Source organism: Stenotrophomonas sp. PS02298, from assembly GCF_029959445.1.
In the GTDB taxonomy this organism is placed as follows: domain Bacteria; phylum Pseudomonadota; class Gammaproteobacteria; order Xanthomonadales; family Xanthomonadaceae; genus Stenotrophomonas.
In genome coordinates, this window is record NZ_JASCOR010000090.1 from 1 (window position 1) to 17,684 (window position 17,684).

The following is a 17,684-nucleotide window of genomic DNA, read 5'->3' on the forward strand; positions in this document are numbered from 1 at the left end:
AAGCCACTGCACCTTCCGCTTCAAGGCGACTGCAATCGCCGGTTGCTTGGCGGCCGTTGTTTCAATGGCTTCGCGGCTGACGCCGCTCCCACTGCCACCATAACGCTCACGCCCCACCAAACCGCAAGCCAACCCCGGGCTCGGTGAACAGATACCGCGACTCCAGCGCTGAATCGCCGAGCTTGTGCCGCAGCCGGCCCACCAGGATGCGCAGGTAATGGGTGTCATGCCGATGCGTTGGCCCCCAGATTTCCTGCAGGATCTGCGGCTGGGTCACCACTCGCCCGGCACTGCGCAACAGTAAGGCCAGCAGTGCGTATTCCTTGCGGGTCAGTGCAATTGCTTCACCGTCCACGCGCACATCGCGGCGTGACAGGTCGATATGCAGGCGGCCGTCATCGAACACCGGCACCTGGCCTTCGCTGTCGGTGCTGCGACTACGCAACAAGGCACGCACCCGCGCCATCAACTCCTGGGTGCCGAACGGCTTGGTCACGTAGTCATTGGCGCCGTTGTCCAGGGCGCGCACCTTCTCCGCTTCGCCGGCGCGCACGCTGAGCATGATCACCGGCACCTGGCTCCATTGCCGCAACTCGGCCAACACATCGTGGCCTTCCATGTCGGGCAGGCCGATATCCAGCACCACCAGATCGGCGCCATCCTCGGCCAGCCGCTGCAGGCCCTCGGCGCCGTTGGCGGCCTGGCTCACCGCATAGCCCTGCGCGCGCAGCGAAATATCCAGAAATCGCCGGATCTGCACTTCGTCATCGACCACCAGCACGCGCGGCGGCGGGATGGCCGGCGTTTCAGCCGTCATCGCGCGGGCTCTCGGGGTGTGGCTGGAGCAGGGGCAGGGTCATGCGGATCAGGGTACCGCGTCCGTCGCGTCCGGGCAGCGCTTCGACGCTGCCGCCATGCGCGCCGATCATGCCCTGGCAGATGGTCAGGCCCAGGCCGGTGCCCTGGCGGCCGCGATCACCGCGTTCCACGCTGTAGAACATGTCGAAGATGCGCGAACGTTCGGCGTCGGGAATGCCCGGGCCGGCGTCGACCACCTCGATGCGCAGCTCATTGGCCTGCTGGCGTGCGTGCACTTCCACCGGCACGCCGAGCGGCGAGAACTTGGCGGCGTTCTCCATCACGTTGAACACTGCCTGCTCGACCAGCGCCGGGTGCACCCAGATCGGTGCCATGTCCGCCGGAATATCAAGCTGCAGGCGCACATCCGGCTGGTAGCGCTGCAGGCGGCGTGCGGCCGAGCCGATCAGCTCGTCCACGCCGATCCAGTCACGGTTGAGCTTCAGCCCGTCGTGGCCGAGCCGGGTCATGTCGAGCAGGTTCTGGATGTAGCGGTCCAGCCGCTCGCCCTCGACCACGATGGTGTCGAGCAGGGCGCGGCGGTCGCTGGCATCCATCGCATCGGCGTAGTTGGACAGGCTGTCGGCCGAGCCGATCATCGCCGCCAGCGGCGAGCGCAGGTCGTGCGAGACCGAGGACAACAGGGCCGAGCGCAGGCGCTCGGTTTCGTTGTGCAGGTGCGCGGTTTCCAGATCGGCGACCAGCCGTGTGCGCAATGCGGCCTGGGCGATGTCGTCGGCCATCGCTTCCACCAGCTGGCGCTGTTCCGGGGCCAGCCGTGGATGTTGATGGTCGAAGCGCAGGCCGGCCACGCCGATTGCGTGCGCTTCGCCGTCAAGCAGCGGCAGGAACCACCAGCCGGCGCCGGCCAGCGTGTCGGTGAAGCGGCCGGCAGGTTGCCCATGCCGCAGCGCCCAGTCGGCGGCAGCCAGGTCGGTATCGCCCGGTGCTGCCGTGCCACTGGTGCTGGTCTCATCGCCCAGCCGCACCCATGCCGGGGCATCCAGTGCCTGCTCCAGGGCCACGCGGCCGGCATGCGCGACTTGGGCGTTATCGGTAGCACCAACCAGTTGCCGGCCCAGTGTCTGCCGCACATTGGCATGGCGGTTGGCGGCGCGCAGCGCGACCACCTGCATGCGCAGGCGCGATGCCAAGCGGCCGGCAACCAAGGCGGCGGCCAGGAACAGGAAGACGGTGATCACGCCTTGCCGCGCGCTGATCGCAAAGGTAAAGCGCGGTGCGATGAAGAAGAAGTTGTAGGCGAGGAAGCACAGCGTCGCCGCCAGCACTGCCGCACTCATGCGGGTGCGCGCAGCAACCAACACTACCGCGACGATGAATACCATCGCCAGATCGCTCAGGCCTATCCAGTGCTCGCCCAGCCATGCGGCCAGGCAGGCACCAGCGGTGGCCAGCACCGCCGTCATCGCATCTTTGCCCCAACTGTCCGGGGCCAGCGACAGGCCGAAGCGACGCGCGTTGGCGCGTGCCTGCGGGGTGCTGATGATGGTGATCTCGTAGTGCGCGCCACGCTGGATCAGCTGCTGGGTCAGGGTCTGGTTGAACAGCCGCGCCAGCGGCCGCTCGCGGGTGCGGCCCAGCACCAGTGACGACACCGCGTTGTGCGCGGCGTAGTCGAGCAGTGCATCGGCAATGCCCGGCCCATGCAGCAGCTCGGCATCACCGCCCAGCCGCCGTGCCAGTGCGAATGCATCATCGATTTCGCGACGGGTGGCCTCGTCGTGGCGGCGATGCTGCACGGTCACTACTGTCCACGGTGCGTCGCGGCGCTCGGCGATGCGCCGTGCCACCCGCACCAGGTACTCGCTCTGGCCGCCGCCATCGATGGCAACGACAACCCGCCGCCGCAGCGGCAGATTGCCTTCGCCGCGTGCGGCGCGGGTTTCGCGCAGACTGCTGTCGACGCGGTCGGCGGCTTCCTGCATCGCCAGTTCGCGCAGGGCAGTGAGGTTGGCCGGCGAGAAGAACGCCTGCAATGCCTGCGCCGCCTGTTCGGGCACATAGACCTTGCCTTGCTGCAGGCGCTCGATCAGTTCGCGCGGTGGCAGGTCGACCAGCACGATGTCGTGCAGGCGGTCGAATACCACGTCGGGCACGGTCTCGCTGACGCGCACGCCGGTGATACGCATCACCACATCGTTGAGGCTTTCCAGATGCTGGATGTTGATCGTTGTCCACACGTCGATACCGGCATCGAGCAGTTCCATCACGTCCTGCCAGCGCCGTTCGTGACGGCTGCCGGGAGCATTGCGATGGGCCAGCTCATCGACCAGCACCAGCGCCGGCTTGCGCGCCAGCACCGCATCCAGGTCCATTTCCTGCAGCTGATGGCCGTGGTACTCCACCGCGCACATTGCAATGCGCGGCAGGCCGTCGAGCAGGGCGGCGGTGTCGTTGCGGCCATGGGTTTCAACCACGGCCGCAACCACATCCACCCCGCGCCGCAGCTGTTCCTGGGCGCGGGTGAGCATGCTGAAGGTCTTGCCCACGCCCGGTGCGGCGCCGAGGAAGACGGTCAGCTTGCCACCGGCATCGCGTTGCAGGGCCTCGGCCAAGGCATCGGCCTGGCGGCTACGGGAGTCGTTCATGACGGCGATTGTGCGCTGTTGCAGGCGCGCCCCGCATCACGGCGCATGCGCGGCCTGATCCAGCGCCCGGTTGAGGGCAATCGCGTTGATCCGTGGCTGCCCGAACACGCCCCATTGGCGTTCCTGCAGCTGTGCATCAACCAGCGCCTGCACCTGTGCCAGCGGCAAACCACGTGCAGCGGCCACACGCGCCACCTGCACCTGTACGGCCGCAGGCGACAGCTCCGGATCCAAGCCGCTGGCCGACTGCGTGACCAGATCGCCCGGCACGGTGGCCGGATCGATCTTCTCGCGTGCAGCAACTGCAGCCGTGGCTTCGCTGACGCGCTTGACCAAGTCCGGATTGCTGCGCGCCATATTGCTGCCGGCCGCAGCCATCGGGTCGTAGTTGGCCGCCGAAGGACGGGTCTGAAAATAGCCGTCGCCGGCAAACGGCTGCGCCAGATACAGCGAGCCGCGAACCTGTCCATCGGCATCGCGGATCAGGCTGCCATCGGCCTGCACCGGGAACAACGCGCCGGAGATGCCGGTCGCCAACACTGCATAGACCAAGCCGGTGCCAAGCAGGCCGAACAAGGACAGACCAATGGCCGGCCGCCACAGCGGGTTGCCGGAACGACGGGAGGAAGTGTTGGAGGTGTTCATGCGCCAAATACCAGGACAAGAAGGAGATCGATGGCCTTGATGGCCGCAAACGGCAGCAGCACGCCGCCCAAGCCGTACACCAGCATGTTCCGCCGCAGCAGCGCAGTGGCGGTGGCCGGACGGAAGCGCACGCCGCGCAGGGCCAGCGGAATCAGGGCCGGAATCACCAAGGCATTGAAGATCAGCGCTGCCAGCACCGCATTGCGCGGGCTCGACAGCTGCATCACGTTCAAGGCCGCCATCGATGGAATGCTGGCGGCGAACAGTGCCGGCAGGATCGCGAAGTACTTGGAGACGTCATTGGCCAGCGAGAAGGTGGTCAGCGCGCCGCGGGTGATCAGCTGCTGCTTGCCCACTTCCACCACTGCCAGCAGCTTGGCCGGGTCCGAGTCCAGATCGACCATGTTGCCGGCTTCCTTGGCCGCCTGCGTGCCGGAGTTCATCGCCAGGCCAATATCGGCCTGGGCCAGAGCTGGCGCGTCGTTGGTGCCGTCGCCGACCATTGCCACCAGCCGGCCGCCAGCCTGCTCGGCACGGATGCGCGCCAGCTTGTCTTCCGGCCGTGCCTGCGCGATGTAGTCATCGACACCGGCTTCGGCGGCGATGGCGGCGGCGGTGAGCGGGTTGTCGCCGGTGATCATCACCGTGCGGATGCCCATTGCCCGCAGCTGGGCGAACTTCTCGCGCATGCCGTGCTTGACCACGTCGGCCAGCTCCACCACGCCGAGTACGTGCTTTCCTTCGCTGACCACCAGCGGTGTGGCTCCGCCCCGGGCAACCTGATCCACCCGCGCCTGCAGCTCGTTCGGCACGCTGCCGCCCAGCGCCAACACATGTGCGGTGATGGCATCGGCAGCGCCCTTGCGGATGCTGCGGCCGTTGTCCAGGTCAACGCCGGACATGCGGGTTTGCGCGGTGAAAGGCAGATAATTCAGGACCCCGCACATGGATGTGCGGGCTTTTGCGGAGGGATCCGCATGAACGTGGTCGGGCTCGGCGGTGGTGCAACCCTGTTGGCGCGCCAGCCGGACGATGGATTTGCCTTCCGGGGTCGGGTCGGCCAGCGACGACAGCAGCGATGCTTCACGCAGCTGTGCAGCGTCGATGCCGGCCAGCGGATGAAAGTGGGTGGCCTGGCGGTCGCCGTAGGTGATGGTGCCGGTCTTGTCGAGCAGCAGCACATCCACGTCGCCGGCCACTTCCACGGCCTTGCCGGATTTGGCCAGCACATTGGCCGACAGCGCACGGTTCATGCCGGCGATGCCGATGGCCGGCAGCAGGCCGCCGATGGTGGTCGGGATCAGGCAGACCAACAGCGCGATCAGCAGCAGCGGATCGACGCTGACGCCAACGAACCCGGCAATCGCCGGCAGCGTTGCCACCACCACCAGGAAGGTCAGCGACATCGCTGCCAGCAACAGGGTCAGCGCGATCTCGTTCGGCGTCTTCTGCCGGTTCGCACCTTCCACCAGCGCGATCATGCGGTCGAGGAAGCTGTGGCCCGGCTCGGCGCTGACGCGTACAACAATTTCGTCGGACAACACCTTGGTGCCGCCGATCACGCCGGAGCGGTCGGTGTCGGCCTCGCGCAGCACCGGGGCCGACTCGCCAGTGACGGCAGCTTCGTTGATGGTGGCCAAGCCACGAACGATCTCGCCATCGGCCGGCACGAACTCGCCGGCACTGACAATCACATACTCACCCGGGCGCAGCTCGGCAGCCGGCACGCAGCTTTCCGCAGCGCCCTGCAACGGCGTGGCGACACGCCGTGCGACCAGGTCCTGGCGTGCACGGCGCAGCGACGCGGCCTGGCCACGGCCACGCGCCTCGGCCACGGCTTCGGCGAAATTGCCGAACAACACCGTCACCAGCAGGATCGCAGTGACGGCCAGGCCGAAGCCCATCGGCGCAGTGCCGCTGAGGGTGACGATCAGTGCCAGCACGGTGCCGGCCATCACCACCGCCATCACCGGGTTGTGCAGCAGGTGCAACGGCGACAGCTTGCGGATCGAGTCGATCAGCGCTCGGCGCAGGCCGGCTGCATCAAGCAGGGCGGGGCGGCGCGAGGCCGCAGGAGAAGCAGAACGGTTCATGGGGGCGTTCACGGCGACGGAGCTCCCTGCAGGGCCAGCAGGCTCAGGTGTTCGGCCACCGGGCCAAGCACCAGCGCTGGCAGGAACTGCAGCACGGTAAGGACGATGACCACGCAGATAAGCGTCAATGCGAAGGTCGGGGTTTCAATCTGCAGGCTGCCGGCGCTTTGCGGCACCTGCCGCTTGGCGGCCAACTGGGTGGCGATGATCAGCGGGATGATCAGGATCGGGAACCGACCCAGTGCCAACACCAGCGCGCAACTCAGGTTCCACCAGACGGTGTTGTCAGCCAGCCCTTCAAAGCCGGAGCCGTTGTTGGCATAGGCTGAAGTGAACTCGTAGAACACCTGGCTGATGCCATGGAAACCGGGGTTGGAGGTACCGGCCAGGCCGGGCACGGCCAGGGTCAGCGCGGTCAGCCCGAGCAGGGTGATCGGTTGCAGCAGCACCAGCACCGCGAGCAGGCGTACCTGCGGCGTTTCCAGTTTGCGACCCAGCAGTTCGGGCGTGCGTCCGGTCATCAGACCGGCCAGGAACACCGCCATCATCAGATAAACCAGGAGCTGCTGGATACCGCAGCCAATGCCGCCCCAGATCGCACTGATCAACATGTTGACGATGGGCATCATGCCGCCGAGCGGGCTCAGCGAATCATGCATGCCGTTGACCGAACCGTTCTGCACCTGGGTGGTGATGGACGACCACAGCGCCGTGCCATCGGCACCGAAGCGGGCCTCCTTGCCTTCCATCAACAACGCACTGGCGGCGCTGGCGCTGTGGCCTTCCAGCCACAGGCTGGCGCTGGTGGACAGCACCGACATGGTCAGCATGCAGCCGAACACCAGCGCACCAAAGCGACGCCGGCCGGTGAAGCTGCCGAGCATGCAGATGATGGCCATGGGGATCAGCAGGATGCCGATCATTTCCAGTGCATTCGACAAGGGCGTCGGGTTTTCCAGCGGGAAGGCGCTGTTCGGGCCGTACCAGCCGCCGCCATTGGCGCCGAGCTGCTTGGCTGCGACCATCGACGCGACCGGGCCGAGCGGGATCTTCTGCGTGTCCATGCCGGCACTGGCATCGATCGGCGTTGCATGCGGGCCAGCGGCCAGCGTGGAAGGCACGCCCTGCCAGTTCAGCAGCAGCGTCCACACCAGGCACAGCGGCAGCAGGAAGCGCAGGCACAGGCGGACCACGTCGGCGTAGTAGTTGCCTACGGTGACTCGTACGGGGACATTGCCGGTGTCGTTGCTGGCAGGCTTCATGAACAAGGCACGCAGTGTTGCCACCGCAAGTGCCAGCCCCATCATCGGGGTGATCACCTGCAGGCCGGTGATGCCGGTCATCTGCGCGAAATAGGACAGCTGCGCCTGGCCGCTGTAGTGCTGCTGATTGGTGTTGGTCAGGAACGACACCATGGTGTGCAGCGCGGTGTCCCAACGCATGTTGGGAATGTTGTCCGGGTTCAACGGCAACCAGGCCTGGGTCATGAACACCGCCTGGGTCAGCACTGCCAACACCAGGTTGCTGAGCAGGAACGCGACCACATAACCGCGCCAGGACATGGAGTGGTTGGGATCAACCCCGAGCACGCGGTACAGCGGCTTTTCGATCCAATGGAAGAGGACGTCGATACGCATCGGCGTACCGCGCATCAAGCGCGCCAGGTACAGGCCGAGCGGCCATGCCAGCGTCAGGCTGGCCAGAATGATGAGGATGGGTTCAATCACGACGGCGCTCCTCAGAACGACTCAGGTCGAAGGACCGCGTACAACAGGTAGGCAGCGGCGATCAGCACCACTACGCCGCACAACAGAGCAAGCCAGCCGGGCATGGAAACCTCGAATCAGGATCAGGACGCGGCCGGGGCTGCCGGGAGACGCGTCGGTGGACGGGTAGGGCGGCAGGCAGGCGCGAACGACACCTCTGATCACCCCGATCAGGCCGCTATCGTCCGCCTGGGGGGCGTAAACGATCGACGCTGCCGGGGTTGGGTTGGCGTAAAAGACGTGTAAAAAGTGCGGTTTTGGGGAGGGGCGGCTGACGGCGCGGTGGAAGCGGCGCCAAAGTCCAGAGCCAGAGCCCAAACTGAAGCCAGAGCCAGAGCCAGAGCCGAAGCCGAAGCCGAAGCCCCCTCATCCGCCCCTATGGGGCACCTTCTCCCGCAGGCGGGAGAAGGAATGGCGGTCATGGCTTGCTGCCGGCTCTGCTGTTGCTCATGGACTTTCAGGCGCCCGTAGACTTTCAGCAGCTGGCAGACTTGCAGCCGCAGTAAAGCCAATCCCTTCTCCCGCGAGCGGGAGAAGGATGGCGGTCATGGCTTGCGGCTGGCTCTGTTGTTGCTCGTAGACTTTCAGGCGCCCGTAGACTTTCAGCAGCTCGCGGACTTGCAGCTGCAGGAAAGCCAATCCCTTCTCCCGCGAGCGGGAGAAGGTGCCCCGAAGGGGCGGATGAGGGGGAGCCTTCAAGCAAAAAAAAGCGACCCGGAGGCCGCTTTCATTCTGAATCCGACAATTTATCGGGAGAGCCCTGCCGAGCATGGCTCGGCACTACCGCTTGCGTCGCTCAGCCTTTGGTCGGCGCTGCGCTGGCAGCTGTGGCGGCAGCCGCCGAAGCCGGCGCTGCAATCCCCTTCAGCTCGCGATACCGCGCCAGGCTCTCGGCAATTTCAACTTCCAGCGCCTGCCGCTGCTGCTCGAACGCGGTCTGCAGACGCAGCTGTGCCAGCAGCTCGTTGTGGCGCTGGCGGATCTCGCCGGCCTGCTTGTCCGGCACCTTCTGCCCGGCCAGCTCCCTGTTGCCGGCTGTGGCGAGCTGGGAGGCCAAGGCGCCACGCAGGCTGGTCACGTTGAAGATGGCGGTCTTGACGTTGTTGTCGACGATCGCCGTGCGCTCACTGAACACACGGCGCAGATCATCTTCAGTGGCGTACGTGGACAGCATCGCCTGCTCGGTACGCTTGCGCGTATCAGCCGCCGCTGCGTCCACTTCTTCCTGGGCTTTGGCCAGGGCCGCGTCGGCACGTTCTTCGGCGGTGAGCGCGCGCTGCACATCCGCACCGCGGATGCCGCTACGGGCGTTGAACTCCTCGCGCGCCTTGTTCACCGCTTCCGGTGGCAAGGTGTCCGAACAGATGCGCTTGCCGCCTTCATCCCAGCAATACAGCTTCTTGCCGGTGTCGGCTGGCTTGTTCTGCGCCAGCGCTGGCAGTGCCAGCGCTGCCAGCGTCAGCACCAACGCCGCGGCGGTTTTGGACGGATTCGGCACCATGGCAGCCCCCTGCTATCAGCCTGTCGGATTGCTCCCGTAGTGGCCACGGTAGGCCAGCAACGGTTCGCGATAGCCAACAAGTTCCGGGTTCCCGGAGGCGAATGCAAGCAGATCGGCCAGATTGGCCACCGCGATCACCGGAATACCGGTCTCCGCGGACACCGCCTGCGCGGCTGAACGGCGGTCTTCTTCCGAAGCGATCTCCTGGCGGTCCAGTGCCACCACGATGCCGGCCGGGATGCCCTTGGCCTCGCGGATGATGGCCAAGGCCTCGCGGATGGCAGTACCGGCGGTGATCACGTCGTCAACGATCAGGATGCGCTTGCCGGCCATGTCGGCGCCGATCAGGGTGCCGCCTTCGCCGTGGTCCTTGGCTTCCTTGCGGTTGAAGGTCAACGGCAGGTTGCGGCCGCGGTGCGAGAACTCGCAGGCAATCGAGGTAGCCAGGGGGATGCCCTTGTAGGCCGGGCCGAACAGCTGGTCGAAGGCAATACCGGCGGCATCGATGGCGTCGGCGTAGCAATTGCCCAGTTGGGCCAGTGCCAGGCCGGTGTCGAAACGGCCGGCGTTGAAGAAATACGGGCTTACCCGGCCAGACTTGAGGGTGAACTGGCCAAAACGCAGCGCGTCGGCGTTCAACGCCAGCTGCAGGAAACGGGAACGGTGGTCACTCATGTAAATACGCTGTCTTATCGTCTATTGAGGCTCCTAGGGTAAAGCATGGCCCTTGCAATTGCTGCGCTGCGGGTCGGGGCAGGGGCCCCGCAGCGAACCGGGCTGCTGTCAGGGGAAAGCTGAGGCCCGGTTTGTCGGCCGCCCCGGTCCGGGCGGTATGCTGTGCCGGTCTTGAGCTTTCCCAACAGCGGTCCTTCATGCGTATTACCAGCTTCAATGCCAACGGCATCCGTTCGGCCACCACCAAGGGCTTCAACGAGTGGTTCCTGGCCCAGCAGGCCGACGTGCTCTGCATCCAGGAGACCAAGGCGCAGGAGTCGCAGCTGACCGACGCGCTGTTCCGCCCGGACGGCCACCATTGTTTCTACCGCGACGCCATCACCAAGAAGGGCTATAGCGGCGTAGGTATCTGGAGCCGGCGTGAGCCGGACGAGGTGCGTACCGCACTGGGCTGGGCGCCGTTCGACGACGAAGGCCGCTACATCGAGGCGCGCTTCGGCAACCTCAGCGTGGTCTCGTTCTATATCCCTTCCGGGTCCTCGGGCGATCTACGCCAGGGCTTCAAGTACGAGGTGATGGAGTGGCTGAAGCCGATCCTGGACGAATGGCTGGCCAGCGGCCGTGATTACGTGCTGTGCGGCGACTGGAACATCGTGCGCAGCGCGCTGGACATCAAGAACTGGAAATCCAACCAGAAGAACTCCGGCTGCCTGCCGCAGGAGCGCGACTGGATGAACGGCTTCTGCGCCGACCAGGCCGAGCTGACCGACACGGCCAACGGCCGCGGCTGGGTCGATGCCTACCGCGCGCTGCACCCGGAAGGCCAGGACTACACCTGGTGGAGCAACCGCGGCGCGGCCCGCGCCAACGACGTCGGTTGGCGCATCGACTACCAGTTCGTCACCCCGGGCCTGCGTGATCGCCTGCGTGGCAGCTCGATCTATACCGGCCAGCGTTTCTCCGACCACGCCCCGTTCACCGTGGACTACGACCTGTGAGTGAAGCGGTAGTGGAAGCCCCGCCGGCCGGGCTGCAACGCCTGCGCCGGTTGTTCGTGATCCTGCTGCTCGGTTTTGCCTCCGGCCTGCCATTGGCGCTGACCGGCGGCGCGATGCAGGCCTGGCTGACCGTGGACGGGCTGGACCTGGTCACGCTCGGCTTCCTGTCACTGATCGGTATCCCGTACACCTTCAAGTTCCTGTGGGCGCCGCTGATCGACCGCTTCGATCTGCCAATACTCGGGCGCAGGCGCGGCTGGATCGTGCTGATGCTGTTCGCGCTTGGCGTGGCATTGACCTTCATGAGCACGCTGTCGCCATCGCGCAACCTGGTGTTGTTCGCGTCGGTCGCGGTGCTGGTGGCCTGTCTGTCGGCCACGCTGGACGTGGTGATCGACGCCTACCGCACCGATCTGCTGGCGCCTGCCGAGCGCGGCCTGGGTGGTTCGCTGACCGTGCTCGGCTACCGGCTGGCGATGGTTCTTTCTGGCGGCATCACCCTTATCTGGGCCGAGCAGTGGCAGAGCTGGCCGCAGGTCTACCGGGTGATGGCGGGCTTGTCGGTGGCAGTGGGCGTGTTGGCGCTGCTGTTGATGCCGCAGTTGCCGGAACGCTTCAAGGCACCGGTCTCCAAGGCCGGCGGTGAGCTGCGTGGTTTCCTGGCGCTGGTCGCCGGCGTGGCGCTTGGGGCATGGCTGGCCCATCAGGCGCTGGTGTTGTTCGGGCTCGATCCGGACAGCACCGATCGCTGGGTGCGGCTGGTGTTTGTCGTCACCCAGATCGCCGCGGCCATGGTGTTGGGGCTGGGCGTTACCCGTTGGGTGCGGTTCGAGACGCTCAACGCGTCGCTGCGCAGCTATTTCGGCATGCGTGGCGCGGGGGCATTCCTGGCCTTGGTGGTGCTGTACAAGGTGGGCGACGCGTTCGCGTTGAGCCTGTCTACCCCGTTCCTGCTCAAGGGCATGGGTTTCAGCCAGGCTGAAGTGGGTTTGGCCAACAAGACCATCGGCCTGCTGATGACGATTGTGGGCGCCATCGTCGGCGGTTTCTTCCTGCTGCGTCTGCGCCTGTCGACCGCGGTGATCGGCTTTGGCGTGCTGCAGCTGGTCTCCAACCTCGGCTTCTACCTGCTGGCGCGGGAAGGGGCAGGGGCCTGGGGTACGGTTGAAGTGCCAGCGTTCAACCTGTTGATCGTCCACCTCGACCATCCCACGCCGATGGATGGCCTGCTGCTGTTCGCCTTGAGCCTGGACAATTTCGCCGGTGGCATGGGCACGGCTGCATTTGTTGCCTTGCTTAGCGGCCTATGCGGTACACGCTTCTCGGCCACCCACTACGCCTTGTTATCGGCATTCGCGACCTTGGGGCGGGTGTTTGTCGGGCCGTTTGCGGGTGTGCTGGCCGATGCCTATGGCTGGCAGATCTTCTTCCTGGTATCGGTGGTGGTGGGCATGCCCGGCCTGCTGATGGCGTGGTGGCTGCGACGCGAGGTCGATGCCACCACCCAGCTGTCGCGCGCTGGGTGATCTTTCGCGCCGATTGAATCCTCCGGCGGTGTCGTTGATGATGCCGCTGGGGGGCTCCGCCGACAGTAGTGTGGTGCACATGGCTGACGTGACTCTGCGTGATATCGATCCGCTGCTGATGGAGCGCATCCGCCGCCTGTCGGTGGCGCGCGGCTGGACCCGCGAGGAAACCTGCCTGGCTTTGCTGGAACAAGGCTTGTTCGCCAGCGAACACCATGTGCGTGGTGGATTCGAAGACCCAGAAGTGGATGTCCTGTCCGAAGCGATCAAGGCCCTGCAGGCGCTGCCGACCGGCAGCGACATCTGAAGAACTGTAGAGCCGAGCCATGCTCGGCTGAGGCGTTCCCGGCAATGCCTGAAATGCCTGTAGGAGCGGCGTAAGCTGCGAAGTCACTGAAGGATCCGGCGTAGACAGCGCTGGGCAATCCCGCATTGGGTATGCACGTCGATTGGACGCAGGGTCAGCTTCGCGGCTTACGCCGCTCCTACAACCCCGGTGCTCATGCCAGATGAATTGCGCCCAGAATCCTCGGCCCGCGCGCACCGCTGACGCTGGGCAGATTGCCTGGCCGCCCTGCCAGGGTTTCCTGCGCCAACCACGCAAAGCCCATCGCCTCCATGTAATCGGGATCCAGTCCGTGTTCGGCGCTGGAGCCGATCAGCACACCCGGCAAGCGTGCCTGCAATCGCGACAGCAACTGCGGATTGCGCACCCCACCGCCGCAGATCAGCACGCGCCGCGCCGCCGGCAGCTGTGCCAGCAACGCCTCGGCCACCGTGGCTGCGGTCAGCTCCAGCAGCGTCGCCTGCACATCTGCAGGTGCCAATGCATTCATGCCCAGCTGCGCCTCCACCCATTCCAGATGGAACTGCTCGCGGCCGGTGCTCTTCGGCGGCGGCAACGCGAACCATGGCTCAGCCAGCAATCGCGCCAACAAGCCTTCATCCACCCGGCCACTGGCAGCAAACGCGCCATCGGCATCGAACGCGTGACCAAGATGGCGCTGGCACCAGCCATCCAGCAAGGCATTGGCCGGGCCGGTGTCGAAACCGCGGATGCTGCCGTCGCGGGCAATCAGGCTCAGGTTGGCGATGCCCCCGAGGTTGAGCACCGCGCGATCTTCGTCGGCACTGCCCAGCATCGCCAGATGGAAGGCCGGCATCAGCGGTGCGCCATGCCCGCCAGCAGCCACATCGCGGCGGCGGAAATCGGCAACGGTGGTGATACCGGTCAGCTCGGCAATACGGTTGGCATCGCCGATCTGCCAGGTGAACGCCGGAGTGCTCAGCGGCCGATGACGGATGGTCTGGCCGTGCGAGCCGATCGCCCGCACCTGCTCGCGGCGCACGCTGGCATCTTTCAGCAGCTGGTTGGCGGCAGCGGCGAAGGCGATGCCAACACTGGCATCCAGTTGCCCCAGCGCATCCATCGATGCGGGCTCGCCGCCTTGGCCCAGCGCGATCAGGGTATCGCGGGTCGCGCCGTCCCAGGCATGGGTATGGCCGTGCACGAAGCGGCATCCACCGCTCTGCGGAAACTGCACCAGCGCCGCATCGATGCCGTCGGCGCTGGTGCCGGACATCAGGCCAAGAAACAGCGGCAGCTGCGGATCAACAGAGGACATGACGGTCGCTATAAAAGAAACGGGCAGGGAAGCTTCAAGCTCCCTGCCCGTATCGTCAACGGTGTTGCGCTGGCTCAGCCGCGCTTGCCGCCTGCTGCCGGTGCGGCAGCGGCAGTCTGCGTCGCCGCCGGCTTCCTGCTGTCGCCGGCATCGGCGTAGATCAGTTCTTCCATGCCCTGGATGCGTGCCATTGCTGGCGCGGTCTGCGCACGGAAGGCGGCCAGATCGGCGCCCTGCAGCGGCTGCGGTGGCGGCATCGTCACCGACAGCGGGTTGCGGTGCACGCCGTTGACGCGGAATTCGTAATGCAGATGCGGGCCGGTCGACATGCCGGTGGAACCCACATAGCCGATCACCTGGCCCTGGTTCACGCGCTGGCCGGCACGGTAGGGGCCCAGCCGCGACATATGCCCGTACAGCGTGGTGTGACCGCTGCCGTGGTCGAGGATCACCACATTGCCGTAACCACGCTGGGTGCCGGCGAACTGCACGCGGGCGTCGCCGGCGGCCATGATCGGGGTGCCGGTGCGTGCGGCGTAATCCACACCCTTATGGGTGCGCATGGTGCCGAGAATGGGATGGCGGCGGGTGCCGTAGTTCGAGCTCAGGCGCGCGAACTGGATCGGCGAACGGATGAAGCTCTTCTTCAACGAACGGCCGTTGAGGTCGAAGTATTCGGACTTGCCGGCGCGATCGAAACGGAAGCCGGTATAGGTCTTGCCGCCGGTCCGGAAGGTCGCCGCCAGGATCTTGCTGGTGTCGATGCGCTCGCCTTCGCGCCAGGTTTCGTCCAGCACCACGCTGAAGCGGTCGCCCGGCTGCAGGTCCTTGGAGAAGTCGATGTCGTACTTGAAGATCTCATCGGTCATCGTGGCGATGGCCGACGGCGACAAGCCAGCCTTGCGGGCGGCGTTGTACAGCGAACTGGTGATCTCGCCGCTGGCCACCACGGTACGGGTGCTGGTTGCACGCTCGCTGACTTTTTCGCTGATCTGGTCGCCCTGCAGGCTCAGCTCAACCCGGTGATTGCCATCGCGGTCGAAGCGGATGCTGCGCAGCGTGCCATTGACCGGCAGGTCGAAGGCGATTTCGGCACCCGGGCGCAGCTTGGTCAGTACCTCGCGGGTGCCCGGATGATCGAGCACCTTCTGCATCGTGCTGGCCGGCACGCCGGCGGCGGCGAACAGGTCACTCAGGGTCTGGCCGCGTTCCACCCGCTGGATCTGCCAGCTGTCGCCGGGGGTTTCGCCGCGCCGCGCCAGTGACAGCGGCGGCAGGGGCAGGGCAAGCGTTGAATGCGACGACGGCAGGTTGCTGTCGATGGAATTGGAAAAACCGGGGACGATCGTGGCCGCCAGTGCACCGATGGTGACGAACAGGCTGGCGTGGATCCAATGCCGCCGGTTCCAGCGTTCGTTGAACGCGGCTGGCAGATGTTCCTTCAACTTCCGATGCAGGGCGTTGTCGTGCAGGACGTGGAGTCTTTCCTGGAAGCGCTGTTTGCGCGCGGAGCCATGATCGGGTTGGGTCATCGGTCGGTTCTCTGGTCGACCCGGATCGCGGGCCCAAACGCAGGTAACATAGACACCTATCAATACCGCGTCAAACCATTGAGCCGCATGGCTTTTCAATCGGTTAACGTGGTTAACTTGTACTTAACACCATTCATGTTTTTGACTGCGAAGTCGGGAGTTTTAGCGTGTCCTCGATTGATGAAGCCCTTGCCCTGATCGGTCGTGGAGCCGATGAAATCCTCAAAGTGGAAGAACTGCGCCAGCGTCTGGAAAGCGGTCGCCCACTGCGCGTGAAGGCCGGCTTCGACCCCACCGCACCGGACCTGCACCTCGGCCACACCGTATTGCTGAACAAGCTGCGCCAGTTCCAGGACCTCGGCCATCAGGTCATTTTCCTGATCGGCGACTTCACCGGCATGATCGGCGACCCGTCCGGCAAGAGCCTGACTCGCAAGCCGCTCAGCAAGGAAGACGTGCTGGCCAATGCGCGCACCTATGAAGAGCAGGTATTCAAGGTGCTGGACCGGGAGAAGACCGAAGTCCGCTTCAATTCCGAGTGGTTCGGCAAGATGACTGCGGCCGATATGATTCGCCTGGCCGGCCAGCACACCGTCGCCCGCATGCTCGAGCGCGACGATTTCGCCAAGCGCTACGCCGCCCAGCAGTCCATCGCCATCCACGAGTTCCTCTACCCGCTGGTGCAGGGCTACGACTCGGTGGCGCTGGAGGCGGACGTCGAACTCGGCGGTACCGACCAGAAGTTCAACCTGCTGATGGGCCGCGGCCTGCAGGAGCACCACGGGCAGAAGGCCCAGATCGTGCTGACCATGCCGCTGCTGGAAGGCCTGGATGGCGTCAACAAGATGTCCAAGTCGCTGGGCAACTACATTGGTATCAGCGAACCGGCGATCGACATCGTCACCAAGACCATGAAGGTGGACGACACCTTGATGTGGCGCTGGATCGACCTGCTCAGCTTCGACATTTCCATTGACGAGGCCAAGCAGCTGCGCGCCGACGTCGAGGCCGGCACCATCAACCCGCGTGAAATCAAGCTGCGCCTGGCGCGCGAGCTGACCACCCGTTTCCACGACGCCGCTGCCGCCGAGCAGGCGATTGCCGGTTGGAATGCCGCCGTGACGGGGCAGGGCGACATCACCCAGCTGCCGCTGCAGGAAGTCGCCATCCCGGCCGAAGGCCTGCGTATCGGCGCGCTGCTGACTGCTGCCGGCTTGACCCCGAGCAACTCCGAAGCCTCACGCAAGCTCAAGGAGCGTGCGGTGAAGGTGGACGGCGAAGTGGTCGAAGACGCCCAGACCGTACTGCAGCCCGGCTTCGAAGGCCTGCTCCAGGTAGGCAAGCGCACCTTCGCCCGCGTCCTGCTGGTGGCAAGCGCCTGATGCTTGAGCCCCTCTCCCTCCGGGAGAGGGGTTGGGGAGAGGGTGTGGCGAAGCCGGTTCCCTTGGTGTCGCCCTAAAACCAATAGGCGCCTAGGAAATGCTTTGCCTCCGCACACTAATAAGGTGCAAACAAAGCACTCCCAGCTTCCCCAGCGGCCCAATGAACGAAAGTTGGAAAAAACCTCCAACACCCCCTTCACAAACCCCGCAAAGAAGCACATACTTCACCTCCCCCGACGCAGGGGCCTCGCAAGAGGCGCAAGCGAAAGGAAAGCTTGAAGTCACCGTCTCGAAATGAGGTGTTGACGAAGCAGAAAAGCCACCATATAATGGGCGGCTCGCTACGACGGAAACGTCGCAGCCTACGAAGAAGGCGCTGAGGCCTGATTCGAAGTTCTTTGAAAGTATGCGCAGGTATCTTGTGAGGACGCCTGCAGGAATGGATGACTGTCCATCTTGCAGACGTTTAATCAA

The 17,684-nt window shown here is 65.3% G+C and carries 15 protein-coding genes; 4 read left to right on the forward strand and 11 right to left on the reverse strand.

Annotated features, from left to right (window positions below; all coding sequences use genetic code 11):
* Window positions 1-106 precede the first annotated feature (106 nt).
* From QMX78_RS13565 to pyrE, 9 genes are all read right to left on the reverse strand, one after another.
* Window positions 107-817, reverse strand: a complete 711-nt coding sequence (locus tag QMX78_RS13565; protein ID WP_282270404.1) for a response regulator transcription factor — start codon at window positions 815-817, stop codon at window positions 107-109.
* Window positions 807-3,467 carry a sensor histidine kinase KdpD gene (locus QMX78_RS13570; RefSeq protein WP_282270407.1) on the reverse strand — a complete coding sequence of 887 codons (2,661 nt, stop codon included), beginning with the start codon at window positions 3,465-3,467 and terminating at the stop codon, window positions 807-809. The genes QMX78_RS13565 and QMX78_RS13570 overlap by 11 nt, the downstream gene beginning before the upstream one ends.
* A 36-nt stretch (window positions 3,468-3,503) precedes the next feature.
* Window positions 3,504-4,112 (reverse strand): potassium-transporting ATPase subunit KdpC, encoded by a 609-nt coding sequence (kdpC, locus tag QMX78_RS13575; protein WP_282270409.1) that lies wholly within the window; start codon window positions 4,110-4,112, stop codon window positions 3,504-3,506.
* Window positions 4,109-6,205, reverse strand: coding sequence for a potassium-transporting ATPase subunit KdpB (gene kdpB, locus QMX78_RS13580; RefSeq protein ID WP_282270411.1), 2,097 nt, complete (start codon window positions 6,203-6,205; stop codon window positions 4,109-4,111). The genes kdpC and kdpB overlap by 4 nt, the downstream gene beginning before the upstream one ends.
* Before the next feature lie 8 nt (window positions 6,206-6,213).
* Window positions 6,214-7,932 carry a potassium-transporting ATPase subunit KdpA gene (gene kdpA, locus QMX78_RS13585; protein WP_282270414.1) on the reverse strand — a complete coding sequence of 573 codons (1,719 nt, stop codon included), beginning with the start codon at window positions 7,930-7,932 and terminating at the stop codon, window positions 6,214-6,216.
* An 11-nt stretch (window positions 7,933-7,943) separates the two neighbouring features.
* A complete protein-coding gene (locus QMX78_RS13590) occupies window positions 7,944-8,036 on the reverse strand; it encodes a potassium-transporting ATPase subunit F (RefSeq protein WP_054660392.1) in 93 nt (30 codons plus the stop codon).
* 382 nt (window positions 8,037-8,418) lie between these two features.
* On the reverse strand, window positions 8,419-8,610 hold the full coding sequence (locus QMX78_RS13595) for a hypothetical protein (protein WP_282270421.1): 192 nt from the start codon (window positions 8,608-8,610) through the stop codon (window positions 8,419-8,421).
* A gap of 157 nt (window positions 8,611-8,767) precedes the next feature.
* Window positions 8,768-9,472 carry a hypothetical protein gene (locus tag QMX78_RS13600; protein ID WP_282270422.1) on the reverse strand — a complete coding sequence of 235 codons (705 nt, stop codon included), beginning with the start codon at window positions 9,470-9,472 and terminating at the stop codon, window positions 8,768-8,770.
* Between the two features lie 15 nt (window positions 9,473-9,487).
* Window positions 9,488-10,147, reverse strand: coding sequence for an orotate phosphoribosyltransferase (gene pyrE, locus QMX78_RS13605; RefSeq protein WP_282270424.1), 660 nt, complete (start codon window positions 10,145-10,147; stop codon window positions 9,488-9,490).
* 197 nt (window positions 10,148-10,344) lie between these two features.
* Here pyrE and QMX78_RS13610 point away from each other — a divergent pair, with 197 nt between their 5' ends.
* From QMX78_RS13610 to QMX78_RS13620, 3 genes are all read left to right on the forward strand, one after another.
* Window positions 10,345-11,145, forward strand: coding sequence for an exodeoxyribonuclease III (locus QMX78_RS13610; protein WP_282270426.1), 801 nt, complete (start codon window positions 10,345-10,347; stop codon window positions 11,143-11,145).
* The gene (locus tag QMX78_RS13615; RefSeq protein ID WP_282270428.1) at window positions 11,142-12,671 is read left to right on the forward strand and encodes an MFS transporter; all 1,530 of its coding nucleotides are present in this window, start codon (window positions 11,142-11,144) and stop codon (window positions 12,669-12,671) included. The genes QMX78_RS13610 and QMX78_RS13615 overlap by 4 nt, the downstream gene beginning before the upstream one ends.
* Window positions 12,672-12,750: 79 nt before the next feature.
* On the forward strand, window positions 12,751-12,978 hold the full coding sequence (locus QMX78_RS13620; protein WP_282270430.1) for a hypothetical protein: 228 nt from the start codon (window positions 12,751-12,753) through the stop codon (window positions 12,976-12,978).
* Window positions 12,979-13,171: 193 nt separating this feature from the next.
* Here the strand turns inward: QMX78_RS13620 and QMX78_RS13625 are convergent, their stop codons facing one another.
* Both QMX78_RS13625 and QMX78_RS13630 read right to left on the reverse strand, forming a co-directional pair.
* Window positions 13,172-14,296, reverse strand: a complete 1,125-nt coding sequence (locus tag QMX78_RS13625; protein WP_282270432.1) for an anhydro-N-acetylmuramic acid kinase — start codon at window positions 14,294-14,296, stop codon at window positions 13,172-13,174.
* A 74-nt stretch (window positions 14,297-14,370) separates the two neighbouring features.
* Window positions 14,371-15,828: a peptidoglycan DD-metalloendopeptidase family protein gene (locus tag QMX78_RS13630; protein WP_282270434.1), complete on the reverse strand. Its 1,458-nt coding sequence runs from the start codon at window positions 15,826-15,828 to the stop codon at window positions 14,371-14,373.
* A gap of 167 nt (window positions 15,829-15,995) precedes the next feature.
* On the opposite strand from QMX78_RS13630, the gene tyrS reads away from it, so the two are divergent.
* Complete coding sequence (gene tyrS, locus QMX78_RS13635; protein ID WP_282270436.1) at window positions 15,996-17,210, forward strand: tyrosine--tRNA ligase; 1,215 nt, start codon at window positions 15,996-15,998, stop codon at window positions 17,208-17,210.
* Window positions 17,211-17,684 lie beyond the last annotated feature (474 nt).

What these genes read in the sequence shown, in the direction of transcription:
- QMX78_RS13565 (WP_282270404.1), bottom strand. Translation starts at nt 817, where the DNA reads ATGACGGCTGAAACGCCGGCCATCCCGCCGCCGCGCGTGCTGGTGGTC.
- QMX78_RS13570 (WP_282270407.1), bottom strand. Translation starts at nt 3,467, where the DNA reads ATGAACGACTCCCGTAGCCGCCAGGCCGATGCCTTGGCCGAGGCCCTG.
- kdpC (WP_282270409.1), bottom strand. Translation starts at nt 4,112, where the DNA reads ATGAACACCTCCAACACTTCCTCCCGTCGTTCCGGCAACCCGCTGTGG.
- kdpB (WP_282270411.1), bottom strand. Translation starts at nt 6,205, where the DNA reads ATGAACCGTTCTGCTTCTCCTGCGGCCTCGCGCCGCCCCGCCCTGCTT.
- QMX78_RS13590 (WP_054660392.1), bottom strand. Translation starts at nt 8,036, where the DNA reads ATGCCCGGCTGGCTTGCTCTGTTGTGCGGCGTAGTGGTGCTGATCGCC.
- QMX78_RS13600 (WP_282270422.1), bottom strand. Translation starts at nt 9,472, where the DNA reads ATGGTGCCGAATCCGTCCAAAACCGCCGCGGCGTTGGTGCTGACGCTG.
- pyrE (WP_282270424.1), bottom strand. Translation starts at nt 10,147, where the DNA reads ATGAGTGACCACCGTTCCCGTTTCCTGCAGCTGGCGTTGAACGCCGAC.
- QMX78_RS13610 (WP_282270426.1), top strand. Translation starts at nt 10,345, where the DNA reads ATGCGTATTACCAGCTTCAATGCCAACGGCATCCGTTCGGCCACCACC.
- QMX78_RS13620 (WP_282270430.1), top strand. Translation starts at nt 12,751, where the DNA reads ATGGCTGACGTGACTCTGCGTGATATCGATCCGCTGCTGATGGAGCGC.
- QMX78_RS13625 (WP_282270432.1), bottom strand. Translation starts at nt 14,296, where the DNA reads ATGTCCTCTGTTGATCCGCAGCTGCCGCTGTTTCTTGGCCTGATGTCC.
- QMX78_RS13630 (WP_282270434.1), bottom strand. Translation starts at nt 15,828, where the DNA reads ATGACCCAACCCGATCATGGCTCCGCGCGCAAACAGCGCTTCCAGGAA.